We start from the raw sequence: 21,735 nt of genomic DNA, 5'->3' as shown, positions 1-21,735 counted from the left end.
AGCGGATTGAAAGGAGAGGAAGACAATGGGTGACGTAATTTCAGCAACAACGAGGTTTGAGAGAGTGGGAGGAAAAAGGGCCCAGTTTTTCTCCAAGGCGCACATCCTTTTAGAGCAGGCACATACCTACCGCGGCGAAGGTGATCTTCTGCTGGCTCTAGAGATGTCCTATCAATCCGCTCTCCGAACGGCCGGTGCGGTGGTGGCGGGAAGCGACGTAGCTGCCAGAAAGCGGAAGCCTAAGAGTGCTTGGGATCAGCTCCAATTGGTGGGAGATGAGGCAGCGGAGTGGGCGGCTGAACTTTCCCAATTCTCCACCATTAGATCAAGAGCAAGCAGTGGGCTGGATATCACCCTTTCTGCGGCGGACTTAGATCGCTTTATGGCTCGAGTTGCCCTGTTCCTGGAGGAGGCGCAACACGGCTTTAGTCCAAGCGTGGATGCTGCATAGGTGCTGCGTAATCCTATTTTTTAACGCCCGCGCCGACATGTGATCTTTGTCTTATAAACCTTCGTTTGCGGCAGAACGGGGGTAGTTAACCAGACTGTTTTGGATTCGTAACAATCGTGAAAAAGTGCTGTTTAACCTGCTGTTTTAACAAATTCGTCTCAACTGACGGGCGCCTAGAGGGGAGTGTGTGTCAAAAAGATCCACCATGATCGGCCGGGGTATCCCCCTCGTTTTTGTCGTTATTGGCATAACGGGGAACATTCTGGATATTCTGGGCGTTAATAAGGCATAGAAGAAAAAATGTCTCTACTAACCACCGGGAGGACATCGTGTCGCTTTCAGAGCAGGAGCAACGCGCACTGCGCGAAATTGAGCAAGCGCTCATGGCAGATGATCCGAAATTTGGAAAAGCGGTTGCAAGTAACAATGGCCTAGCAGGCGGTGGGTTTACCCTTCGGGGAATCGCACTTTTCGTACTCGGACTTGTCCTTCTTGTTGCCGGCGTCGCATTAAGCCAGCAAACATTGTGGTTCGTTGCGCTCGGAATTATCGGATTCTTAGTCATGTTCGGATCGGGAGTGTGGATGCTGCGCGGGGGGCGGCTCCAACAAAATCTCCGTCACATCCCGCACTTCCAATGCGAAGAATCGCCAACAGGGCAATTCCACCATTGGGGACAAAATGGAAGAAAACTTCCGTCGACGATTCGAGGGCAATAAGTAAGAAGTAACTGAATAAGTCTTCTCACTCCTGGTAGCGCCCAGGAGTAAACGTGCGAGGGGCAACAGCTATCTAAGCTGTCGCCCCTCGCCGTTATTTTTTGGCATGAATTGGGCATGTATGAAGTGGGTACGGGGATGGGTGGGAATTCTTCTTCCGCGGCGGGCTAGGAATTAGCTATTGGGGGACCGGGCTAGTAGAGGTGGCGACTGGGTTCCCTCGGAGCTGAAAGCCTTCAATTCACACTCCCCACTTTCTCCCACCGAGACTCCCCACCTTCCCCCACTTGAAGAGCCGCCGATTCTGGCCGATGTGGAATCCTGAGAGTTCGTTGGGAACCTTAAGAGTTCTTCAGATTTTACCTGCCATTTCCCCTGCAAGATCGATGGTTTTGGGTAACAAGAGAAAGTTGGTGAAGTTGCTCAAAACCGCGATTTGAGTGGGTATGACATGGGGGGCGTGAAAAAATAAGGGGGCGACACGAAATTTGCCCCACTTTGTTTTTGTGTGGGTGACCTGCATGGATATTGGGAAAGTGGGGGAAAGTGAACCTAACACTTGATTCAGGTGGGGGAAAGTGGGGTATTGTGGGCTGCAGCGGTGCGCGGTGGTCTTGCATGAGAGGCCACTACGCACCCTCAGAGACAAACTGAATGGTTGGTTCTGTTTATGCCACTGAGTTGCTGGGAAGGGGACTTCAAGGATGTTCCTTGGTACCTATACCCCGAAACTCGATGACAAAGGCAGGCTGACTCTTCCAGCAAAGTTCCGTGAGGACCTTGCGGGGGGATTGATGGTCACTAAAGGTCAAGACCACAGTCTCGCGGTTTATCCGAAGGAAGAATTTGCAGCAAGGGCTCGCAAGGCAGCTGCAGTTTCTAGGACAAACCCTGAGGCTCGTGCGTTTATCCGAAACCTTGCAGCAAGCGCGGATGAACAACGACCCGACGGCCAGGGGCGCATCACCCTTTCGGCAGCGCACCGCACATATGCGGGGCTGACAAAAGAGTGTGTCGTTATCGGTTCGGTGGATTTTCTGGAGATTTGGGACGCTCAAGCCTGGGCCGCGTATCAGGAAGAGACGGAGGCTGCCTTCTCAGCAGCTGAAGATGACGTCCTTGGAGGATTGCTCTGATAGTTGGGCAATGCTTCGAAATGGCAGGGAGCGCGTGTATGGACTCTGCTCGAGGAGTGGCTCTGGTGTACTTCCCCGACATCAGATCGAGACTTTTCGAGTGGGGCCCTGTACGCACTCCGTGATTTGTGGAAAACGGACTGCGTGATATGTGGCTATGACATTGTCGCGCAGTTTTTTTATCCACAAACATAAGTACAAGACATTGGACATCTAGGCCGGCAGGAAAAGGGGGGAACACGCACATGGAAGATTTTTCCTTGGATGGCAACCACGGACACGTTCCCGTAATGCGTGATCGTATGGCGGCTTTGATCGCCGAACACGTGGAAGCATTGGGAGAAAACGCTGTCATTGTTGACGCAACCCTTGGCGCAGGCGGGCATGCGGAGTTCTTCCTGAACACGTTCCCCAAAGCGCGCCTGATTGGCCTTGATCGTGACCAAAATGCGTTGCGGGATGCTCGCGCGCGACTTGCTCCTTTCGGGGAGCGGTTCATTGGCGTCCAGACGCGTTTCGACGGACTCCGCGAGGTGTTGGAATCTGTCGAGGGCGACATCATTGATTTAGCTCGCGAGCACGGTATCGCTGGCGCTCTGTTTGATCTGGGTGTCTCCTCGATGCAGCTTGATCAGGTGGAGCGTGGCTTTGCCTACCGCACGGACGCGCCTCTGGACATGCGCATGGATGCAACTCAGGGTATTACGGCTGCAGATATCCTCAACACTTATTCGCATGGTGACATCGCTCGAATCTTGAAGACTTACGGCGATGAACGCTTCGCCGGCAAGATTGCTTCTGCGGTGCTGAAAGAACGTGAAAAAGAGCCGTTCACTACCTCTGCTCGTTTGGTGGAGCTTCTGTACGACGCCATCCCTGCAGCGACCCGCCGAACCGGTGGACACCCCGCGAAACGTACTTTCCAGGCGTTGCGCGTTGAGGTGAACAACGAGCTTGATTCCCTGAAGAATGTGCTTCCTCAAATCACTGACGCCCTCAATGTTGGGGGACGTGCAGTGTTTATGAGCTACCAGTCTCATGAGGACAAGCTGGTGAAGAAGTTCTTCACGGATCTGACCACCTCTAAGACCCCTCCGGGCTTGCCTGTTGATCTTCCTGGAACTGCACCACAGTTTAAGCAGGTTACTCGCGGTGCTGAAACGGCTTCGGAAGCTGAAATTGAAGAAAACCCACGTGCCGCACCTGTGAAGGTGCGCGCAATCGAAAGAATCGGCAACAACTCAGGAGACCTCTCATGACCATGACAAATGGCTCCCGCACAGAGTCGGGAAAGATTCGCGATCGACGTGTCGCTGACGCTGATCCACGGTATGGCCGTCGCGTCTCGGTGAGTAGGGATTTCTCCACAGCGGAAGCTTCGGGGAGGGGCGCGTCGATAAGCACGCAACCTCGTCGTGACATGGCGCCGGAAAGGCGCCACACAACCCGGGCCCTAGTGAACCCTGGCGTGCAACCAACGCGTAAGCGTTTGATGCAGCACAAGCTGGGCTCTCAGCAGGTTATGTCGGTGCGTGGTCGCCGCGTTGAGGCAAAACGTGCTGATCCTAAGGTGATCCAGCTGTCTGTGCTGGTGGTTATCCTGCTGTGCGTTGGTGTTGGCGCGACCATGGGTCTGTCCGGAACGTCTACACAGCAGACTTTCCAGTTGCAGGAACTTCAGGCAACTGAAACGGATTTGAGCAATCGCATTGAGTCGCTCAACCGAGATGTGGAAGATGCTCGCTCAGCAGCAACCTTGGCAGCGAATGCTACGGAGATGGGCTTGGTATCCCCAGTGGAACCTGGCGTGCTCGCAGTGCAGGAAAACGGTGATGTTGTGGAGGAGCGCGAAGCAAATCCAGAGACACGCCCTATAGTTGACATCAATGGACAACAGACCCGACCAAATCGGGCATCAAGCAACCCTGACGAGACTAACGCAGTGACTGAAAACCTCCAGGCGATTCCACAAGAAGCAGCAGCTCCGCCGTATCAGACCAACACTGTTCCTTATGCTGCAACCACCGGACAAGCAGGTGGCGCAGGGCAGTGACTTTCCCCAGCAATGGCAGAAGTCGGGGCGAGCGTGCGGGACGTGAAGATACGTCCCGCCGTTCGGCGTATCAGGACGAAAGCAGAAGAGCCGCTAGAGAGCGCGAACTTACGCGACGCAGCGGTAAAGCTAAAGGCGTAAACCAAGAAGAAGGAGTGACCTACCGGCCTAAATCTTCAACCCAGGGCGGCGCACGCAAGCGACGTGTGAACATGGTTACCGCTATCGCATTGGTCATCGCTGGCGTACTGATCATTCGCCTCGGCTGGGTCCAAGTTGTCTGGGGACCAGAACTGTCCCTCAATGCTTCGGAACAGCGCACCCGCGTGTACGTAGATCCTGCACGTCGTGGAAGCATCGTGGACCGCGAAGGAAACCAGATGGCGTACACGATGCAGGCACGTTCGCTGACGGTTTCTCCGAACATCATGCGTGAGGAATTAAAGACCGGAACTGATTTGGCCTTGCGTTTGGCGGCTGAAGAAACCGATCCGGAAAACGTGGCCAGCTATGTGACCATCGAAGAAGGCAACGCGTATGTTTTTGCGTCTGAAGAACAGCGCGAAACCATTCTGTCCGACAAGGTAGAAGAGCGCATTCAAAGCATTGCGGATCGGATCCCTGAGATCATCAAATCCCATGACCAAGATGTCACTGGAATTTCCTCTGAGGAGATCCTGGACAAGCTCAATGCTGATAGCCAGTATGAGGTGCTCGTCCGCAATGTTGATCCCGATGTAGCGTCAGAAATCACCGATGAGATGCCCAGCGTCGCAGCTGATCATCAAGACATCCGCCAATACCCAAACGGCGCGATTGGTGAAAACATCATCGGTCGAATCAGCATGGACGGCGAAGGCCAGTTCGGCTTTGAGGCTTCCAACGATTCCCTGTTGGCAGGAAACAACGGTCGCTCAACCCAGGACATGTCCATTTTGGGACAAGCAATCCCGGGCACGTTGAGGGATCAAATTCCAGCCATTGATGGTGCCAGCGTTGAACTCACCGTTGATCTGGATCTGCAAACCTATGTGCAGCAGGCATTGGAGCAGGCGAAAGCTAACTCCGGTGCAGAAAACGCCTCCGCTGTGGTTCTTGATGCCAAGACCGCTGAGGTTTTGGCGATGGCAAACACCGATACCATCAACCCCAACGAAGACACGGGAAAGCAGATTGAGCAGGGCAAGAGCTTTGACAATCCTTCTGTCACCCACCCCTTCGAGCCTGGTTCTGTAGCCAAGGTGATTACTGCAGCAGGCGTAATTCAAGAGGGCTTGACTACTCCAGATGAAGTGTTGCAGGTACCGGGCAGTATTGAAATGGCCGGTGTTTCTGTCGGTGATGCGTGGGACCACGGTGTCGTTCCCTACACCACTGCAGGAATTTTTGGTAAGTCCTCGAATGTAGGCACTCTGATGCTTGCGCAGCGTCTTGGTGAAGATAAATTTGCTGATTACCTGGAACGATTCGGTGTGGGACAGCCAACGGGTATTGAGCTTCCGAGCGAATCCCAAGGCCTGCTGCCCGCACGTGAGCAGTGGTCTGGCGGTACTTTTGCTAACCTGCCCATCGGTCAGGGTATGTCGATCACCACGTTGCAAATGGCTGGAATCTACCAAGCCTTGGCCAACGATGGTGAACGCATTCAACCGCGGATCATCAAGAGCGTGACTGATTCTGACGGAACAGTCCTAGAGCAGCCAGAACCCGATAAAATCCAGGTTGTCAGCGCTGAAGCTGCCCGCACCACGGTGGATATGTTTAGGTCTGTCACCCAGGTTGATCCAACTGGAGTGCAACAAGGTACCGCTCCAGACGCCTCCATTGAGGGTTATCAAATCTCAGGTAAGACAGGTACGGCGCAGAAAGTTGACCCCAACACGGGCGCGTACTCTAACTCGCAATACTGGATTACCTTCGCGGGTATTGCACCCGCTGATGATCCTCGATTTGTTGTAGCCATCATGCTTGATGAGCCAGAACGCGGAGTCCACGGTGGTGGCGGCCAAACCGCAGCACCTTTGTTCAAAGACATCGCCACCTGGTTGCTCAACCGCGACAACATCCCACTGTCTGCAGCCACCGAACCGATCATCCTTCAAGCTCAATAACTCAAACAGAAGTGTCTTTTGTAGAATTTCATAATCTGAACTTTTGTTTGAACTCTTTTCGGCATCACCCACGTGCCGCGTCCGAATTATTAACACCTAGAAACCTGTGGAGGAGAGAAAACCATGGCAACCACGTTGCTGGACCTCACCAAACTTATCGATGGCATCCTCAAGGGCTCTGCCCAGGGCGTTCCCGCTCACGCAGTAGGGGAACAAGCAATCGCGGCTATTGGTCTTGACTCCTCCAGCTTACCTACCTCGGACGCTATTTTTGCTGCAGTTCCAGGAACCCGCACTCACGGCGCACAGTTTGCAGGTACGGATAACGCTGCGAAAGCTGTGGCCATTTTGACTGACGCAGCTGGACTTGAGGTGCTCAACGAAGCAGGAGAGACCCGCCCAGTCATCGTTGTTGATGATGTCCGCGCAGTACTTGGCGCAGCATCATCAAGCATTTATGGCGATCCTTCAAAAGATTTCACGCTCATTGGAGTCACTGGAACCTCAGGTAAAACCACCACCAGCTACCTCTTGGAAAAAGGACTCATGGAGGCAGGCCACAAAGTTGGTTTGATCGGCACCACAGGTACACGTATTGACGGGGAAGAAGTACCCACAAAGCTCACCACTCCAGAAGCGCCGACTCTGCAGGCATTGTTTGCTCGAATGCGCGATCACGGTGTCACCCACGTGGTGATGGAAGTATCCAGCCATGCATTGTCATTGGGCAGAGTTGCGGGTTCCCACTTTGATGTAGCTGCGTTTACCAACCTGTCGCAGGATCACCTTGATTTCCACCCCACCATGGATGATTACTTTGACGCGAAGGCATTGTTCTTCCGCGCAGATTCTCCACTTGTGGCTGACAAACAGGTCGTGTGCGTGGATGATTCTTGGGGTCAGCGCATGGCCAGCGTGGCAGCGGATGTGCAAACAGTATCCACCCTTGGGCAAGAAGCAGACTTCAGCGCTACAGACATCAATGTCAGCGACTCTGGCGCCCAGAGTTTTAAGATCAACGCCCCCTCAAACCAGTCCTACCAGGTCGAGCTAGCTCTTCCAGGTGCGTTCAACGTTGCTAACGCCACGTTGGCATTTGCCGCTGCGGCACGCGTGGGTGTTGATGGCGAAGCGTTTGCTCGAGGCATGTCCAAGGTCGCGGTTCCAGGCCGTATGGAACGCATTGATGAGGGACAAGACTTCCTTGCAGTGGTGGATTATGCCCACAAGCCTGCTGCAGTGGCTGCTGTGTTGGATACGTTGAGGACCCAGATTGACGGGCGCCTCGGAGTGGTTATCGGTGCTGGTGGAGACCGCGATTCCACCAAGCGTGGCCCCATGGGGCAGTTGTCCGCACAGCGTGCTGATCTAGTTATTGTCACTGATGACAACCCTCGTTCAGAGGTGCCTGCCACGATTCGCGCAGCAGTCACTGCAGGAGCACAGCAGGGTGCTTCAGAGTCCGAACGACCGGTGGAAGTCCTAGAAATTGGTGACCGTGCAGAAGCAATTCGCGTTTTGGTCGAGTGGGCACAGCCTGGAGATGGCATTGTAGTAGCTGGAAAAGGCCATGAAGTTGGACAACTAGTTGCTGGTGTCACCCACCATTTTGATGACCGCGAAGAAGTTCGCGCTGCTTTGACAGAAAAGCTCAACAATAAACTTCCCCTTACTACGGAAGAAGGATAGGCCACAGTCATGATCACAATGACCCTTGGGGAAATCGCTGACATCGTTGGAGGCAGGCTTACTGGCGGTGCTCAAGAAGATACGCTTGTGAGCTCCAGCGTGGAGTTTGATTCTCGATCCCTCACACCGGGTGGCTTGTTTTTAGCACTTCCGGGTGCTCGTGTAGACGGCCATGATTTTGCTGCAACTGCAATTGAGAAAGGTGCGGTTGCAGTATTGGCAGCCCGTGAGGTTGACGTACCTGCGATCGTCGTGCCTCCAGTAAAAATCCAGGAATCCAATGCTGACATTTATGCTCATGATCCAGATGGGCATGGCGCGGCGGTAGTGGAGGCGTTGTCTCGGTTGGCTCGCCACGTGGTGGATATCTGCGTGGCTGGCCATCAATTGAACGTTGTGGCTATTACTGGTTCTGCGGGAAAGACTTCTACGAAGGATTTCATCGCGACGGTTCTTGACCAAGATGGGCCAACTGTGGCTCCTCCGGGCTCGTTTAACAATGAGCTTGGTTTGCCACACACCGCGCTCCGCTGCACAACCGATACTAAGTATTTGGTGGCTGAGATGTCCGCGCGTGGCATTGGACATATTAAGCACCTGACAGAGATTGCTCCGCCACGGATTGCAGCTGTGCTCAACGTCGGCCATGCGCACCTGGGTGAATTTGGATCCCGCGAGAATATCGCGCAGGCAAAAGGCGAGATCATTGAAGCGCTGCCCTCGAAGAAAACGGGTGGGGTAGCAGTCCTTAACGCTGACGATCCTTTTGTCGCCCGGATGGCTCCACGCACTAAGGCGCGCGTGGTGTGGTTTACCACCGATGCAGGCCAAGCAAAAAAGTCTGATTATTGGGCAACGAGTATTTCACTGGACGCTGTTGCGCGGGCAAGCTTTACGCTGAACACGAAGGACGGCTCTTGGCCGGTCACCCTGCAGGTTTTTGGTGAGCACCAGGTTGCTAATGCACTTGCTGCTGCTGCCATTGCCATGGAAGCTGGCGTCGCCCCAGAATTGGTGGTTGCTGGATTGGAAGCACATTCAGCTGCTTCCGCGCACCGCATGGATGTAAAGACCCGTGCCGACGGCGTGACCATCATCAACGATTCTTACAACGCGAATCCTGATTCTATGCGTGCAGGTATCGCGGCTCTTGCGTACACAGCTAGTGGTCGTTCTGAAGCAACAAGCTGGGCAGTGCTTGGCCAAATGGGTGAGCTTGGCGATGACGCCTCGGAAGCCCATGCCGAACTTGGTGCTGAGCTGGCTAAATACAATGTTCAAGAACTTGTCGCAGTGGGGGAGAACCCTAACTGTGCAGCACTTGCAGAGTCCGCAGCGAGCCTGGGTGTGAGTACTCACGTAGTTTCAGACGTTGATGCAGCGCTCGAGTTGCTCGCAGGCCATATTAAGCGGGATGATGTAGTGCTGGTTAAGGCTTCAAATGCTGATCGCCTGTGGAGGGTCGCAGAAGCACTACATGGCATGGTGCCGGGCCTCAAAAACACAGGTGGCTCGGTCAACGACGATTCTCGTCGGAACGTGGAAGGACAGTAGAAAACAATGCAACAGATTATGGTCAGTGGAACGGTTGCGTTCCTCGTCTCAATCTTTCTCACCCCGGTGTTGATCCGTTATTTCACTAACCGCCAGTTGGGCCAGGAAATCCGTGAAGAAGGCCTGCAGTCTCACTTGCGTAAGCGTGGCACTCCAACCATGGGTGGCATTGCGATTATCGCGGGCATTGTTGTGGCCTATGTGTTTACCAATATCTTGGCCATGATCCAAGGCGTTGGTGGATTCACAGTCTCCGGCTTGCTCGTGTTGGGTCTGACCTTGGGCCTTGGTGCCACTGGTTTCGCCGATGACTTCATCAAGCTGTACATGAACCGAAACCTTGGTTTGAACAAGACCGCTAAGCTGGTGTCTCAGCTGGCCATTGCGTTGATCTTTGGTTTTTTGGTACTGCAGTTTCCCGATGAAAACGGTCTGACCCCAGCATCAACCCACCTGTCATTCATTCGCGATATCGACACCATTGACCTTGGCTTCGGGGGCAGCGTTTTTGGCATCATCGTGTTCCTCATCTTTATCTACGTTGTGGTCAGCGCGTGGTCGAATGCCGTGAACATCACTGACGGTTTGGATGGTTTGGCCGCAGGTACCACAGCATTTGTCATGGGTGCTTACACCTTGATCACGTTCTGGCAGTTCCGAAACTCCTGCGATACTGCAGTGGAAGCGGGTTGCTATACGGTGCGTGATCCACTGGATTTGTCCGTGTTGTGTGCTGCTGGTCTGGGCGCCACCTTGGGCTTTCTGTGGTGGAATGCGGCGCCGGCAAAGATCTTCATGGGCGATACTGGTTCTTTGGCACTGGGCGGTTTGGTTGCAGGTATTTCTGTGGTTAGTCGCACCGAGCTGCTCATGGTTATCATCGGCGCGCTGTTTGTCATTGAGATCGCTTCTGTTGCGATCCAGATCGGCGTGTTTAAGACCCGCGGTAAGCGTGTGTTCAAAATGGCTCCGATCCACCACCACTTCGAGGCCCTTGGGTGGGCTGAAACTACCGTGACCATCCGTTTCTGGCTGATCGCGATCATGGCTGTGTTGGCGGGTGTCGGTGTGTTTTACAGCGACTGGCTCCACTTAGCGGAGGTATAAATAATTATGGTTTCTCTGTCCCATTTACCTCAGGCGCTGCAGGGCCGTATTCTTGTGGCCGGCGCTGGTGTTTCCGGCCTGTCCATTGCAAAGATGCTCAGTGAGTTGCATTGCGATGTTGTGGTCGCCGACGATAACGAAACTGCACGTCACATGCTCATTGAAGTAGTAGACGTTGCAGATATCAGCACCGCGCAGGCTCAGGAACAGCTGGATTCTTTCTCCATTGTGGTCACCTCCCCGGGCTGGCGCCCAACAAGCACTTTGCTTGTCGACGCCCACCGCCAGGGCCTTGAGGTTATCGGTGACGTCGAGCTTGCTTGGCGCCTGGACCAGGCAGGTGTTTTCGGCGAGCCACATACGTGGCTCGCAGTCACCGGCACCAACGGTAAAACCACCACCACATCAATGCTCGCCGCGATGATGAATGAGGGCGGTTTTACTGCCAAGGCAGTGGGCAATATCGGCATCCCGGTGTCTGAGGCTTTGGTAGCGAAAAACCGCATTGATGTGTTAGTTGCAGAGCTGTCTAGTTTCCAATTGCACTGGTCTCCAACCTTCACCCCTGATGCTGGCGTGGTGCTCAACTTGGCTGAGGATCACATCGATTGGCACGGTTCCATGCGTGATTATGCGTTGGCCAAGATGGAAGTGCTCAAGGGCAAGGTCGCCATCATTGGGGCAGACGATCCTTATTTGGTGCAGCTGACTTCTGAAGCAGACTTGAGTGGTCTCATTGGATTTACCGTCAATGAGCCTGCAACCGGCCAGTTGGGTGTGAAAGCGGGGGAGCTCGTCGATAATGCCTACGGCAATAATGTGGTGCTTGCATCCGCTGACGGCATTAATCCCGCCGGCCCTGCCGGTGTTTTGGACGCTTTGGCTGCAGCTGCGGTGGCGCGCTCGCAGGGCGTGGCACCTGAGGCGATCGCGCGTGCGTTGGATTCTTTTGAGGTGGCAGGCCACCGTGGCCAGGTCGTCGCCGAGCATGACGGTGTTCATTTCATTGACAACTCCAAGGCGACCAACCCCCACGCTGCTGATTCTGCGCTAGCTGGGCATGATTCAGTCATTTGGGTTGTCGGCGGACAGCTCAAAGGCGCGGACATTGCGCCACTGGTGAAAAAGCACGAACAGCGCATCAAGGCAGCATTGGTGTTGGGCGCAGATCGTGCTGAAATCGTGGCAGCGTTGAAGGAACACGCGTCGCAGGCCTCTGTATTTGTCACTGACAAGACGGAGCCATTTGAGGCAATGGAAGAAATCGTCACTGAGGCATTTAGCATCAGCGAACCCGGCGATACCGTGTTGCTTGCCCCTGCCGCTGCGTCTTTGGACATGTTCAAAGGCATGGGCCAGCGTGGCGACCTCTTTGCACACAACATCATTGGCACAATCAAAGGATTAACGGAAGAGAAAGGCTGATCATGACCACCGGAGCCTCAAAAAAACCCGCACGTCCGAACACTGGCGCTAAAACCAGAACGGGGCTGGGAATTAGGGAGCGTATTTCCGGTGCATGGAATGATCTTCTCGCGCGCCCTTTAACTGACTACATCATGATCTTGTGCATCGTGGTCATTTTGTCGTGCCTCGGTGTAGTCATGGTGTATTCCTCCTCAATGACATGGTCGTTGAGGGAAGGTGGCTCCGTGTGGGGTACTGCCGTGCGCCAGGGCATCATGATCGTGTTGGGTTTCTTTGCCATGTGGGTGGCGTTGATGACGCGCCCGCAAACCATTAGAAACCTATCCAACCTGATATTGATTGTGTCTATTGTCTTGCTGCTTGCCGTGCAGATTCCTGGCATTGGTACAGGTAAAGAAGAGGTCGGGTCGCAGTCGTGGATTGCTCTTGGACCTATTCAGTTTCAGCCTTCGGAGATCGCCAAAGTGGCCATTGCCGTGTGGGGAGCGCACTACCTCGCAGGCAAGGGCCCTGTGCAGCACTGGTTCAATAATCACTTGATGCGTTTTGGTGGCGTCGGTGCATTCATGGCGTTTTTGATCTTCATGGAAGGCGACGCCGGCATGGCGATGTCTTTCGTGCTGGTTGTATTGTTCATGCTGTTTTTTGCGGGCATCGCCATGGGTTGGATCGCGATTGCCGGCGTACTGATTATCGCAGCCCTCGCAGTCCTGGCATTGGGCGGAGGCTTCCGTTCAAGCCGATTCGAGGTGTATTTCGATGCGCTGTTTGGCAATTTCCACGATGTGCGAGGCATTGCCTTCCAGTCCTATCAGGGCTTCCTCTCTCTTGCAGATGGTTCCGGCTTGGGAGTTGGTTTGGGCCAATCAAGGGCGAAGTGGTTCTACCTGCCCGAAGCTAAAAATGACTTCATCTTTGCCATCATTGGTGAGGAGCTGGGGCTGTGGGGTGGCGCTCTGGTCATCGCACTTTTCGCGGGGCTGCTGTACTTCGGTCTGCGCACAGCCAAGAAGAGCCACGATCCATTCTTGGGCTTGATGGCTGCAACCTTGACGGCATCCGTGGTGTCGCAGGCGTTCATCAACATTGGCTACGTGGTTGGTCTGCTGCCAGTTACCGGTATTCAGCTGCCCATGATTTCCGCCGGTGGTACCTCCGCGATCATTACCTTGGCTTCCATGGGCTTGCTCATTAGCTGTGCACGCCACGAACCAGAGACAGTTTCTGCGATGGCTTCCTATGGACGCCCCGCAATCGATCGACTTCTGGGATTGCGTGAGCCTTCAAGTACTTTGACCACCAGTAATGCATCCTTGCGTTCCAACAAAACCAAGGCCGCTAAACAAAAGCCGAGTCCTCAGAAAGAGTCTCGGGACCGCTTCGGCGAGCCTGTGACCGCACGCCGAGCGCAGGCGCCACGAAGTGGGCGAGCTGGAGTACAATCGGAAGCTCCGCGACGCTCGACTGGTAGCGTCAAAGGTCGAAGCAGTGGTCAGGACAACGGTCGAAGCAACGAAGGTACGGCGCGTAGCCAATCAACTACTGGTGGGCGCGCAGCCGATCGCAGCGTTGATCGAAGTCGTCAAAGCAGGCCTACCGAGCGCCGTTCCGAGTCGCGCGATGATTGGCGTGACAACCGCAACCGCAGATAAATGTGAAATCAGGAGAACTACGAATAAAGATGGCTAACTCCCCAAAACCCATGCGGGTTGTCGTTGCTGGTGGCGGTACCGCAGGACATATTGAGCCTGCGTTGGCAGTGGCTGAAGCGCTGCGCGATAAGCACGGTGCAACAGTTTCGGCTTTAGGTACTGCTCGTGGTTTGGAAACAACCCTGGTGCCTGATCGTGGGTTTGAGCTTCATCTCATCGAGCCGGTTCCAGTCCCACGCAAGCCCAATATGGATTTGTTGAAGCTCCCATTCCGGGTAGCTAAGGCATTAGGCCAAGCACGCAAGGCACTGAAGGACACAGACGCTCAAGCGGTCATCGGCTTTGGCGGTTATGTATCTGCTCCGGCTTATATGGCGGCGAAGTCTTTGGGCTTGCCATTTTTTGTCCACGAAGCCAACGCCCGTGCAGGCATGGCCAACAAATTGGGCGTCAAGCTCGGTGGCGTTGGCCTTAATGCTGTTGCTGGTTCCGGCATGGACGGCGACGTGGTGGGCATTCCGATTCGTGCTGTTTTAAGTGGCGCGCGGGATGAGTCCGCAGCTGACCGAGCCAGGGACACTTGGGGTTTGGACAAGGACCGCCAAACCATTTTTGTCACCGGTGGTTCGCAGGGCTCTGTGAGTATCAACAAGGCCGTCGAGCAAGCTGTAGATCAGCTGGTGGAGGCAGGTTTCCAGGTGCTCCACGCCGTGGGTAAGAAAAACGAGTTGCCTGCAGCGAAACCCGGCTACCATCCCGTTCCGTTTATCGACGATATGCAGGCTGCCTACACCGTTGCTGATCTTATCGTGTGCCGCTCCGGCGCGATGACGGTTGCAGAGGTCACCGCCGCCGGCGTCCCCGCGATTTATGTCCCGCTGCCTCACGGCAACGGTGAGCAGGCTCTCAACGCCCAGGCTGTCATTAAAGCTGGTGCCGCACGCCAGATCGACGACGCGGACTTCACCGCCCAGACGCTTATCGACGCCACCCTTGACATTCTCCTTCATCCCTCCACACACCAATCGATGTCGGACGCAGCTAAAACCTCCACCGCAGGTAACGCCTCCACGGTGATTGCAGACATGATTGCTGCAACTATCAATAGCCAACACAACTAAAACGACCAGCTCAACGCAAAGGAATAGTTTAAAGGTGACCACTCCACACTTGGATTCTGCACAAGATATTGATCTGTCCCGCGTCCACCTCATCGGTATTGGCGGAGCCGGAATGTCTGGCGTTGCCCGAATCCTGCTTGCCCGCGGTAAGACAGTCACTGGTTCCGATGCCAAAGATTCCCGCACCTTGCTTCCACTCCGCGCCGTGGGAGCCACCATCGCAGTGGGACACGCTGCGGAAAACCTTGAGCTTTCCGGCGAACTTCCCACCGTCGTGGTGACCTCTTTTGCCGCCATTCCGCAAGACAACCCGGAACTTGTTCGTGCACGTGAAGAAGGCATTCCGGTTATTCGTCGCTCCGATCTGTTGGGCGAATTGCTGGAAGGCTCCACCCAGGTCTTGATCGCGGGTACCCACGGTAAGACCTCCACCACCTCTATGTCTGTGGTAGCTATGCAGGCAGCGGGCATGGATCCAAGCTTTGCTATCGGCGGACAGCTCAACAAGGCTGGCACCAATGCGCACCATGGAACTGGTGAGGTCTTTATCGCTGAAGCAGATGAATCTGACGCATCGCTGCTGCGCTACAAGCCAAATGTTGCAGTGGTCACCAATGTGGAACCAGACCACCTGGACTTCTTTAAAACCCCTGAAGCCTACTTCCAAGTGTTCGACGATTTCGCAGGACGCATCACCCCGAACGGCAAGCTGGTTGTGTGCCTGAACGATCCTCACGCAGCGGAGCTGGGGGAGAGGTCTGTCCGCAAGGGTATCAAGACTGTTGGTTACGGTACCGCTGACGCCGTACAGGCACACCCTGAGGTTCCAGCGATGGCTACCATCGTGGATTCCCAAGTTGTCGCAGAAGGCACCCGCGCCACCATCAACATCGATGGACAGGAAGTATCTGTGATTCTTCAAATCCCTGGTGATCACATGGTACTCAACGGTGCAGCCGCCCTGCTGGCCGGATACCTGGTGGGTGGGGACGTCGACAAGCTTGTTGAAGGCTTGTCGGATTTCTCCGGCGTGCGACGCCGCTTTGAGTTCCACGGTGCTATCGAGGGCGGCAAATTTAATGGCGCTGCTATTTATGATGATTACGCACACCACCCAACGGAAGTAACTGCAGTGCTCAGCGCTGCGCGCACCCGGGTGAAGGCCGCTGGAAAGGGCCGTGTCATCGTCGCGTTCCAACCACATTTATACTCACGCACCATAGAATTCCAAAAGGAGTTCGCGGGGGCACTGTCACTGGCAGACGCTGCCGTGGTGCTTGAGATTTACGGAGCGCGCGAACAACCGGTGGATGGCGTGTCCTCGGAAATCATCACCGATGCGATGACCATTCCAGTGGTGTACGAACCTAATTTCTCTGCAGTCCCAGAACGCATTGCAGAAATCGCAGGACCTAATGACATCGTGCTCACCATGGGTGCAGGTTCCGTGACCATGCTTGCTCCAGAAATCCTGGATCAGCTGCAAAACAATTAGGACGTAAGTGAACAAGGCAGGACTAGCGTGAACAAAAAAGTCATCGCCATTGTTGTGGGTGTGGTTGTTGTCCTCGTGGCAATCCTGGGCGTTGTTGCCTGGTTCGTTCCCATCCTCAAGGTGGGAAACATTGAAGTAACCGGTGCAACGCGCACAGATCCGGATCAAGTACTGGAAGTCTCCGGGATTGTTGAGGGCGAAAACCTCTTCCGCGTCGATGCGACTGCAGCAGGGCAAAACATTGTGGAATTGCCCTGGGTGAAATCGGTGACCGTTAACCGTGCCCTGCCAAGCACCATCACCGTGGAGCTGACAGAGCGTGAGCCTGCAGTGTTCATCAAGCGTGCTGATGGTGACCATGTCATTGACACCGAGGGTAAAGAAATTATCATTGGAACACCCCCGGTGGGAACAGTAGAAGTTTCTGGCGCGGATGAAGGAAACTCAGAAGTGCTTCCTGCGGTTATTGCTGTAATCAACGCAATTAAAGCGCAAGATGCGCAGATGACAGAAAGTATCCAGGTAGTGGAAGCTCCGGATCAATTTGATATCTTGCTGAAAATGAATGATGGCCGGGAAATCTACTGGGGATCCTCGGAAAACAACCACGATAAAGCGGTGGCAATGTCGACTGTTTTGAAGCGGGAAGGCCAACGTTGGAACATTAGCTCACCCTCAATGGTGACAGTCCGCTAAAGTGGCTGGGTAGTTCCGGTTCACCCGTTTCCACAACGCGTTTGCCCACCTCAACAACCCTAAAGTAAAGGTTGAGGGTAGCGACACGCCGCTGTAAATGTCCGACACATTGACGTGTTTTTCGCACAAGATATATGTCAGCCGGATTAACACTTTTAGATAAGCTCTCACAGTGCTGACTGCTTATCTGAGATGAAAATAAAAGCAAAATTTTTTTTAGTATCAACTCTTCGAAAGGCGAGACATCGACAATGACCTCACCGAACAACTACCTCGCCAAGATTAAGGTCGTCGGCGTGGGCGGCGGCGGAGTCAACGCCGTCAACCGCATGATTGAAGAAGGCCTCAAAGGCGTGGAGTTCATCGCGGTGAACACCGACTCGCAGGCTCTCATGTTCTCTGATGCCGACGTAAAGCTCGATATCGGACGTGAAGCTACCCGTGGTCTTGGTGCCGGCGCGAACCCAGAAGTTGGACGTGCCTCGGCAGAGGATCACAAGAACGAAATCGAAGAAACCATCAAGGGCGCCGACATGGTCTTCGTTACCGCCGGCGAAGGTGGTGGCACCGGAACTGGTGCTGCACCAGTCGTGGCAGGGATCGCCAAGAAGATGGGCGCACTGACCATTGGTGTTGTGACCAAGCCTTTCGAGTTCGAAGGCCGTCGCCGTACTCGCCAGGCAGAAGAAGGCATCGCAGCACTGAAGGAGGTCTGCGACACCCTCATCGTTATTCCAAACGACCGCCTGCTTGAGCTGGGCGATGCGAACCTGTCCATCATGGAAGCGTTCCGCGCAGCCGATGAAGTTCTCCACAATGGTGTTCAGGGTATTACCAACCTGATCACCATCCCTGGTGTGATCAACGTGGACTTCGCGGACGTTCGCTCCGTCATGTCCGAAGCTGGTTCCGCACTCATGGGTGTGGGCTCTGCACGTGGGGACAACCGCGTTGTCTCTGCAACCGAGCAGGCCATCAACTCTCCACTTCTCGAAGCAACAATGGACGGCGCAACTGGCGTCCTGCTGTCCTTTGCTGGTGGATCCGACCTGGGCCTCATGGAAGTCAACGCAGCTGCATCCATGGTCCGTGAGCGTTCCGATGAAGATGTCAACCTCATCTTCGGTACCATCATCGACGACAACCTGGGCGACGAAGTCCGCGTAACCGTCATCGCGACCGGTTTTGACGCAGCTCGCGCAAGCGCCGCTGAGAACCGCCGCGCAGGCATCTCAGCTGCACCTGCAGCTGAGCCAGTCCAGCAGCAGGTCCCAACCACCAACGCAACCCTTCCACCAGAGAAGGAAAGCATCTTCGGTGGTGCACGTGAGGAGAACGATCCTTACCTGTCCCGCTCTGCTGGTGCACGTCATCGCATTGAGGAGACCCGCTCCGGCGGTGGACTCTTCACCACCGGCAATGATCGCGATTACCGTCGTGATGAGCGCCGCGAAGATCACCGTGACGAGCGCCGCGATGAGCGCCGCGATGACCGTTCCTACGACCGCCGTGATGATCGTCGTGACGATCGCCGCGATGACCGCGGAGACGACCTGGATGTACCCAGCTTCCTCCAGTAATTAAGAAGGAGAATAGACTTATCCACTATGGATAGTCTTGACCCCCGCAACCGCCCCGTCCGCAAGGTCTTCACGACCCGTGCCGGCGGGGTTTCGCAGTCCCCGTATGCTTCCTTCAACCTTGGTGATCACGTCGGCGACGATCCTCAAGCTGTGGCATCCAACCGCAATCGCTTGGCTGACATCATCGGTTTGTCCCCAGACAAGGTGGTGTACATGGAGCAAATTCATTCCAATACCGTCACAGTCATTGATGAAGCCCCAGCGGATGGCCAGGCTGTAGAGGCCACCGATGCGCTAGTGACCACGCAACGAGGGCTAGCGCTGGCCGTTTTGGTTGCTGATTGCGTGCCAGTGCTGCTGTCAGACACCGACGCTGGCGTGATTGCGGCAGTGCATGCAGGCCGCATGGGAGCCCGCAATGGCATCGTAGCTAAAACCATTGCGAAGATGGAGGAGCTCGGCGCGAAACCCAGCCGCATTCATGCGCTCATGGGTGCAGCGGCATCGGGTGCGAACTACGAGGTCCCAGAGGCCATGGCGCGCGATGTGGAAGCCAAACTTCCAGGTTCCATTGCGCGTACGACAAAAGGCACCACAGGACTGGACATCCGCGCAGGGCTGCTGCGTCAAATGCTCAGCCTGGGTGTGCAAATGATTGATTCTGATCCACGCTGCACCATCGAAGACGAAGATCTGTTTTCTTACCGCCGCGAAGGCACGACAGGCCGCCAGGCCGGCGTGGTGTGGCTGCCAAAGGAGGCATAAATTGGAGCGCCGCGAAGAGCTGCAGGTACGACTGCAGCAGGTGCAAGCGCGTATCGACGCGACCCTCAACGAACACAACCGCCCCGAGGGCAGTGTACGTCTGTTGCCGGTCACCAAATTCCACCCCGTGGAAGACATCAAGATCTTACAAGAGTTTGGTGTCACCGCAGTGGGAGAGAACCGCGAACAAGAAGCACGCGCCAAAGCACTCGAACTTCCCGACATGGACTTTCATATGATTGGCCAAATCCAATCAAAGAAAGCCAACTCGATCGCCAGGTGGGCAGCTGCAGTGCACTCCGTTGATAGCGAGAAAATCGCCGAAGCATTGGGCAGGGGAGTAGCCCTTGCATTGGATAGAGGCGACCGCACCAGTGACGAGCTTCCGTGTTTTATTCAACTGAGTTTGGATGGTGACCCGAGCCGAGGTGGAACTCCATTGAGCCAGGTCACACAACTTGCCGATTGCATCAGTGACACCACACATCTGCGTTTTGAGGGCCTCATGTGCGTCCCACCGCTTGGTTGGGGCCCTGAAAAAGCTTTTTCCCAGGCAAGAGACGTACTTTCAGGTTTAGAGGAACACTTTGACAGGTCTTTGGAATTTTCGGCAGGTATGTCTGGAGACCTAGTTGCTGCGATTAAACACGGCTCAACAATCGTGCGTGTCGGAACTGAAATTCTTGGGAACCGACCGCTAGCGTAGAAAATCAAGTTAAGGGTGTGACGAGCACCCCAGCTGCACATGAAATTTAAGACATTCCAGGTGAAGGGAAACTGCCATGTCCATGCTCAAGAAGACTAAAGAATTCTTCGGACTCGCTCCATACGAAGCGGAGCACGAGGATGCTTACTATGCAGATGAACCACGTTACGAGGGCACCGCTGCGTACGCACCTGAATACCGTGAGCGTGACTACGGCTATGCACCAGAGGCACCAGCCCCTGTTGCTCCATCGCCAGCACCTCGCTCTTACCAGTCCACCATCGTTCCAGTAGAGCTTCATTCCTTTGAAGACGCTCAGGTTATTGGTGGAGCATTTCGCGACGGCGACGCAGTTGTTTTCGACATGAGCTTGCTTTCCCGTGAGGAAGCACGCCGCATTGTGGACTTCGCTGCAGGCCTGTGCTTCGCATTGCGTGGCAAGATGCAGAAGATTGACAGCGTCACCTTCGCTGTCGTTCCAGAGCTGTCCAACATCAGCACTTCCGAGCTCGAGCGCGCCGCACGCATCCGCTAAACACACCCTCGTGGTGTGGATTTACCGGGTCACTACAGCGATGAGTGTCTAACACCATCGCCACATGTGCAGCGTGATCGGAAATCTTTAAGGGGTAATCCCTCAGCCCGTCACAGACCTCTACGGCTCTTTTCCAAGGTCTGGGGCGGGTTTTTGCGTCTATCATGAAGGTGTCGATGATCTTCGTGATCGTTTCCAGTTAATTTCATCTTCTCAACACTTCAGTTAGGCTGTTTCCTCGTGGGTAACATTGCAATATTGATCGCCTGGCTCATCGGTATTTACACATGGGTGCTTGTGGCACGCATCGTGATCGAGATGATCCAGTCATTTTCTAGATCGTTCACGCCACCAAAGTGGTTCTACTACATTGCCGAGCCAGTTTTCATGGTCACCGATCCACCGGTGAAACTGCTTCGCCGGGTCATTCCACCGCTGCCGCTAGGTAATGTGCGCCTTGATCTTTCCGTCCTTGTGCTCTTTTTCATCCTTTCGATCCTGCGGTCGGTAGTTCTGGTTTTGGCTTAAAAGACCCTAAAAACACCTCTGGAGAAAAATCCCGGATGCCGTTAGGCATGCGGGATTTTCGGGCTTTTACCCCCTTCGCGCACACCCGCAACCGGGCGTCGAAAAGCGTGCTCTTTGGAATTGTGACAAGGATAACAACGGTAACGAATTGATATAGGTGAGCGTGGTTTAAGTTGCATCATTGGGGGTGCAAAGTTTTGTAAACACGCAATTCAAATCACAAATCTGTAACCCTGACGGGTAGGGTTGGCCACGTTCCCTTCACTGTCATTGGCATGAAGCTTTTGGGGTCCTTGTGGCCTTGAAAGTGTGCAGGATTTTTGAATTCTCTTTGGAGTTTTCGGCGCGTATGTCAGATAAAAAATAACTGCTGGCTACAATGGCACGTGAAGAACAGTATGATAAA

18 protein-coding genes and 1 pseudogene are annotated in these 21,735 nt (G+C 54.6%); all 19 read left to right on the top strand.

Going from position 1 to position 21,735, the window contains the following annotated elements; genetic code table 11:
* Positions 1–25 precede the first annotated feature (25 nt).
* The 19 genes and pseudogenes from CGL_RS10770 (at position 26) to CGL_RS10680 (ending at position 21,329) form a co-directional block, all read left to right on the top strand.
* Positions 26–451: an SAV_6107 family HEPN domain-containing protein gene (locus tag CGL_RS10770; RefSeq protein WP_011014929.1), complete on the top strand. Its 426-nt coding sequence runs from the start codon at positions 26–28 to the stop codon at positions 449–451.
* 329 nt (positions 452–780) lie between these two features.
* Positions 781–1,174, top strand: a pseudogene (locus tag CGL_RS10765) (DUF3040 domain-containing protein).
* 700 nt (positions 1,175–1,874) lie between these two features.
* Positions 1,875–2,306, top strand: a complete 432-nt coding sequence (gene mraZ / locus CGL_RS10760; protein WP_003856549.1) for a division/cell wall cluster transcriptional repressor MraZ — start codon at positions 1,875–1,877, stop codon at positions 2,304–2,306.
* Between the two features lie 245 nt (positions 2,307–2,551).
* The gene (gene rsmH / locus CGL_RS10755) at positions 2,552–3,565 is read left to right on the top strand and encodes a 16S rRNA (cytosine(1402)-N(4))-methyltransferase RsmH (protein ID WP_003860361.1); all 1,014 of its coding nucleotides are present in this window, start codon (positions 2,552–2,554) and stop codon (positions 3,563–3,565) included.
* Positions 3,562–4,359, top strand: a complete 798-nt coding sequence (locus tag CGL_RS10750) for a hypothetical protein (protein WP_011014927.1) — start codon at positions 3,562–3,564, stop codon at positions 4,357–4,359. The genes rsmH and CGL_RS10750 overlap by 4 nt, the downstream gene beginning before the upstream one ends.
* 155 nt (positions 4,360–4,514) lie before the next feature.
* The gene (locus CGL_RS10745; protein WP_011014926.1) at positions 4,515–6,470 is read left to right on the top strand and encodes a peptidoglycan D,D-transpeptidase FtsI family protein; all 1,956 of its coding nucleotides are present in this window, start codon (positions 4,515–4,517) and stop codon (positions 6,468–6,470) included.
* Positions 6,471–6,593: 123 nt separating this feature from the next.
* The gene (locus tag CGL_RS10740; protein WP_003856539.1) at positions 6,594–8,159 is read left to right on the top strand and encodes a UDP-N-acetylmuramoyl-L-alanyl-D-glutamate--2,6-diaminopimelate ligase; all 1,566 of its coding nucleotides are present in this window, start codon (positions 6,594–6,596) and stop codon (positions 8,157–8,159) included.
* 9 nt (positions 8,160–8,168) lie between these two features.
* Entirely contained in the window at positions 8,169–9,713 is a 1,545-nt protein-coding gene (murF, locus tag CGL_RS10735; protein WP_011014925.1) for a UDP-N-acetylmuramoyl-tripeptide--D-alanyl-D-alanine ligase, read from the top strand.
* A 6-nt stretch (positions 9,714–9,719) separates the two neighbouring features.
* Complete coding sequence (mraY, locus tag CGL_RS10730) at positions 9,720–10,820, top strand: phospho-N-acetylmuramoyl-pentapeptide-transferase (protein WP_011014924.1); 1,101 nt, start codon at positions 9,720–9,722, stop codon at positions 10,818–10,820.
* Positions 10,821–10,826: 6 nt separating this feature from the next.
* On the top strand, positions 10,827–12,245 hold the full coding sequence (gene murD, locus CGL_RS10725; protein ID WP_011014923.1) for a UDP-N-acetylmuramoyl-L-alanine--D-glutamate ligase: 1,419 nt from the start codon (positions 10,827–10,829) through the stop codon (positions 12,243–12,245).
* Between the two features lie 2 nt (positions 12,246–12,247).
* Entirely contained in the window at positions 12,248–13,900 is a 1,653-nt protein-coding gene (locus CGL_RS10720) for a peptidoglycan glycosyltransferase FtsW (RefSeq protein ID WP_011014922.1), read from the top strand.
* A gap of 29 nt (positions 13,901–13,929) precedes the next feature.
* Entirely contained in the window at positions 13,930–15,021 is a 1,092-nt protein-coding gene (gene murG, locus CGL_RS10715; protein WP_003860372.1) for an undecaprenyldiphospho-muramoylpentapeptide beta-N-acetylglucosaminyltransferase, read from the top strand.
* 112 nt (positions 15,022–15,133) lie between these two features.
* Positions 15,134–16,516, top strand: a complete 1,383-nt coding sequence (gene murC / locus CGL_RS10710) for a UDP-N-acetylmuramate--L-alanine ligase (protein WP_231838297.1) — start codon at positions 15,134–15,136, stop codon at positions 16,514–16,516.
* A 27-nt stretch (positions 16,517–16,543) separates the two neighbouring features.
* A complete protein-coding gene (ftsQ, locus tag CGL_RS10705; RefSeq protein WP_003860375.1) occupies positions 16,544–17,212 on the top strand; it encodes a cell division protein FtsQ in 669 nt (222 codons plus the stop codon).
* Between the two features lie 251 nt (positions 17,213–17,463).
* Positions 17,464–18,792 carry a cell division protein FtsZ gene (ftsZ, locus tag CGL_RS10700; protein ID WP_011014920.1) on the top strand — a complete coding sequence of 443 codons (1,329 nt, stop codon included), beginning with the start codon at positions 17,464–17,466 and terminating at the stop codon, positions 18,790–18,792.
* A 27-nt stretch (positions 18,793–18,819) separates the two neighbouring features.
* Entirely contained in the window at positions 18,820–19,560 is a 741-nt protein-coding gene (pgeF, locus tag CGL_RS10695) for a peptidoglycan editing factor PgeF (protein WP_011014919.1), read from the top strand.
* Between the two features lies 1 nt (position 19,561).
* On the top strand, positions 19,562–20,266 hold the full coding sequence (locus tag CGL_RS10690) for a YggS family pyridoxal phosphate-dependent enzyme (RefSeq protein WP_011014918.1): 705 nt from the start codon (positions 19,562–19,564) through the stop codon (positions 20,264–20,266).
* Positions 20,267–20,342: 76 nt separating this feature from the next.
* Positions 20,343–20,801, top strand: a complete 459-nt coding sequence (locus tag CGL_RS10685; RefSeq protein ID WP_003856516.1) for a cell division protein SepF — start codon at positions 20,343–20,345, stop codon at positions 20,799–20,801.
* 240 nt (positions 20,802–21,041) lie between these two features.
* A complete protein-coding gene (locus CGL_RS10680; RefSeq protein ID WP_011014917.1) occupies positions 21,042–21,329 on the top strand; it encodes a YggT family protein in 288 nt (95 codons plus the stop codon).
* Positions 21,330–21,735: the final 406 nt, after the last annotated feature.

The organism is Corynebacterium glutamicum ATCC 13032 (genome assembly GCF_000011325.1).
GTDB lineage: Bacteria > Actinomycetota > Actinomycetes > Mycobacteriales > Mycobacteriaceae > Corynebacterium > Corynebacterium glutamicum.
This window is presented reverse-complemented; position numbering and strand designations above follow the sequence as displayed.

Bases quoted from the DNA above. Each gene is read 5' to 3' on its own strand.
- rsmH (WP_003860361.1), top strand. From the start codon at position 2,552: ATGGAAGATTTTTCCTTGGATGGCAACCACGGACACGTTCCCGTAATG.
- CGL_RS10750 (WP_011014927.1), top strand. From the start codon at position 3,562: ATGACCATGACAAATGGCTCCCGCACAGAGTCGGGAAAGATTCGCGAT.
- pgeF (WP_011014919.1), top strand. From the start codon at position 18,820: ATGGATAGTCTTGACCCCCGCAACCGCCCCGTCCGCAAGGTCTTCACG.
- ftsZ (WP_011014920.1), top strand. From the start codon at position 17,464: ATGACCTCACCGAACAACTACCTCGCCAAGATTAAGGTCGTCGGCGTG.
- CGL_RS10720 (WP_011014922.1), top strand. From the start codon at position 12,248: ATGACCACCGGAGCCTCAAAAAAACCCGCACGTCCGAACACTGGCGCT.
- murD (WP_011014923.1), top strand. From the start codon at position 10,827: ATGGTTTCTCTGTCCCATTTACCTCAGGCGCTGCAGGGCCGTATTCTT.
- murF (WP_011014925.1), top strand. From the start codon at position 8,169: ATGATCACAATGACCCTTGGGGAAATCGCTGACATCGTTGGAGGCAGG.
- CGL_RS10740 (WP_003856539.1), top strand. From the start codon at position 6,594: ATGGCAACCACGTTGCTGGACCTCACCAAACTTATCGATGGCATCCTC.
- mraZ (WP_003856549.1), top strand. From the start codon at position 1,875: ATGTTCCTTGGTACCTATACCCCGAAACTCGATGACAAAGGCAGGCTG.
- murG (WP_003860372.1), top strand. From the start codon at position 13,930: ATGGCTAACTCCCCAAAACCCATGCGGGTTGTCGTTGCTGGTGGCGGT.
- CGL_RS10770 (WP_011014929.1), top strand. From the start codon at position 26: ATGGGTGACGTAATTTCAGCAACAACGAGGTTTGAGAGAGTGGGAGGA.
- CGL_RS10685 (WP_003856516.1), top strand. From the start codon at position 20,343: ATGTCCATGCTCAAGAAGACTAAAGAATTCTTCGGACTCGCTCCATAC.
- murC (WP_231838297.1), top strand. From the start codon at position 15,134: ATGTCTGGCGTTGCCCGAATCCTGCTTGCCCGCGGTAAGACAGTCACT.
- mraY (WP_011014924.1), top strand. From the start codon at position 9,720: ATGCAACAGATTATGGTCAGTGGAACGGTTGCGTTCCTCGTCTCAATC.